The organism is Streptomyces aureocirculatus (genome assembly GCF_000720475.1).
In the GTDB taxonomy this organism is placed as follows: Bacteria; Actinomycetota; Actinomycetes; order Streptomycetales; family Streptomycetaceae; genus Streptomyces; species Streptomyces aureocirculatus.
The window spans coordinates 1-2,594 of the sequence record NZ_JOAP01000130.1; the positions used below are offsets into that span (position 1 = coordinate 1).

The following is a 2,594-nucleotide window of genomic DNA, read 5'->3' on the forward strand; positions in this document are numbered from 1 at the left end:
GTCGCCGGTGGAGGAGGTCCTTGCGGGGATCTTCGCGAGGGTGCTTGATGTGCCGCGGGTGGGGGTGGACGACTCCTTCTTCGATCTGGGCGGTAACTCACTGTCGGCGATGCGCGTGGTCGCCGCGATCCGCGAGTCCCTCGGCTCCGAGATCGGTGTACGCACACTGTGGGAGGCGTCGTCGGTGGCGGGCCTTGCCCGCGTCGTGAGCGGCACGGCCAGTCCGGGCGAGGGTGCCGGGTGGGTGCCGGTGGTGCGTCCCGAACGGTTGCCGTTGTCGTTCGCTCAGCGGCGTTGGGTGCGGCCGTCGCGGACGTAGTGGAACGGCACGAGAGCTTGCGGACGGTGTTCCCGGCCGTCGACGGTGTGCCGGAACAGCGCGTCCTGGATCTCACCGAAGCGAACTTGGGCTGGGAGGTCGTCGACGCCACCGACCCCACCCGGTGGACGGAACAACAGCTCGACGACGCCATTGGAAAGGTGGTACGCCACGCCTTCGACCTGGCCGCTGAAACCCCCTTCAGGGCGCGGCTCTTCACAGTCACCCCCACCGACCACCGGCTCGTACTCGTCATGCACCACATCGCGGGCGACGGATCCTCGCTGGCACCACTGGTGGGCGACCTCCTCACCGCGTACCGGGCGCGCAGCGCGGGTGACGCCCCCGGCTGGCAGCCGTTGCCCGTCCAGTACGCCGACTACACGCTCTGGCAGAACGAACTCCTCGGCGACGAAGCCGACACCTACAGCGTGCTTGGCCGACAGATCCAGTACTGGGAACACGAACTCGCCGACTACGAGGGGCTGCTTGAACTCCCGACGGACCGGCCCTACCCGGCGGTCGCCGACCACCAGGGCGGGCAGGTCGTGGTCGAGTGGCCGGCGGAGTTGCAGGAGTTGGTGCGGCGGGTCGCGCGGGAGCATGACGCGACGACGTTCATGGTGATGTCGGCGGCGTTGTCGGTGTTGTTGTCGCGGTTGAGCGGTACCGAGGATGTGGCGTTCGGTGTGCCGACGGCGGGCCTGGTCTCGACATCACACCGCTCCGCGCGGACACCCTCACCGCCCGCATGGACCTGACGTTCAGCCTCCACGAGCGTTTCACCGAATCCGGTGAATCCGCGGGCATCGCCGGGGTCGTCGAGTACCGCACGGACGTCTTCGACGCCGGGACCGTGGCACGCGTCGTGGAACGCTGGCAGCGGCTGCTCGGCGTGGTGGCCGCCGACGCGGACCGCCCCGTCCTCTCGCTCGACCTCCTGGACGAGGAGGAGCGCGACCGCCTCGACACACTCGGCCAGCGGTCGGTGCTGCTCGAACCGGCCGCCGACCCGTCGATACCTGAACTGTTCTCCGCACAGGTACGCCGGCGCCCGGACGCGGTGGCGATGGTCTTCGAGGGACGGTCGTGGACGTACCGGGAGCTGGATGAGACGTCGACCAGGCTCGCCCATCTGCTGGCCGATCGCGGAGTGGTCACCGGCGATGTGGTCGCGCTGCTGCTGCCACGCTCGGAACACACCGTCATCGCGATCCTGGCGACCCTGAAGCTCGGTGCCACATATCTGCCCCTCGACGTGAACCACCCGGACGAACGCGTCAAATTCGTTCTCGGCGACGCCGCACCGGTCGCGGTCGTGACCACCGCCCAGTCGGCCGCGCGCGTCGACGGCTCCGGCGTCGCCGTACTGGACGTCGACCATCCCGACCTCGCCGCGCAGACGGCTGAGGCACTGCCGCTGCCGGACGCCAACTGCCTCGCCTACATCACGTACACCTCCGGAACGACGGGCGTCCCCAAGGGCGTCGGCATCACCCAGGCGAACGTGACGCAGATGTACGCCCCGTCCGACCGGGCGTTCCGCCCCACCCCCGACCAGGTGTGGACCCTGTTCCACTCGTACGCGTTCGACGTGTCGGTGTGGGAGATGTGGGGTGCGCTGCTGCACGGCGGGCGCCTGGTCGTCGTCCCCGAGGACGCCGTCCACTCCGCCACCGACTTCCACCGACTGCTCGTCGACGAACACGTCACCACGGTCAACCAGACCCCCTCGGCACTCGACATGCTGTCGCCCGAAGGCCTCGAAGGCGTACACACCGTCTTCGTGGGTGGCGAGGCGTGCTCCGCCGAACTCGTCGAACGCTGGGCCCCGGGCCGGAACATGATCAACGGCTATGGGGAGACCGAGACCTTCTACGCGTCCATGAGCGGCCCCATGCGGCCCGGCGAGGGCGCCCCCATCGGTTCCCCGGTCCCCGGCGACGCGCTGTTCGTCCTGGACTCAGGGCTGCGGCGGGTGCCCATCGGTGTGGTCGGCGAACTGTATGTCGCGGGCCGCAGCGTCGGCCTGGGATACGTGAACCGCCCCGGCCTCACCGCGTCACGGTTCGTGGCGTGCCCGTACGGCACCGAAGGAGCGCGGATGTACCGCACCGGTGACCTCGTGCGATGGAACCGCGACGGCGAGCTTGAGTACGTGGGCCGTGCCGACGACCAGGTGAAGATTCGTGGGTTCCGGGTGGAGTTGGGTGAGGTCGAGGCTGCTCTGGCGGGTGTGGCTGGGGTGGAGCGTGCTGCGGTGGTGGTGCGTTCT

Annotated in this window: 3 protein-coding genes; all 3 read left to right on the forward strand. The window is 69.2% G+C overall.

Annotated elements, in window-relative coordinates; genetic code table 11:
- A partial coding sequence (locus IG78_RS44710) for a phosphopantetheine-binding protein (RefSeq protein WP_211267722.1) occupies positions 1-319 on the forward strand: 319 nt, incomplete at its 5' end.
- Positions 295-1,080 (forward strand): condensation domain-containing protein, encoded by a 786-nt coding sequence (locus IG78_RS44715; protein ID WP_157856076.1) that lies wholly within the window; start codon positions 295-297, stop codon positions 1,078-1,080. The genes IG78_RS44710 and IG78_RS44715, both read left to right, overlap by 25 nt.
- Positions 1,071-2,594: non-ribosomal peptide synthetase (locus IG78_RS44720; protein ID WP_030574870.1), on the forward strand; the 1,524-nt coding region annotated here is incomplete at its 3' end. The genes IG78_RS44715 and IG78_RS44720, both read left to right, overlap by 10 nt.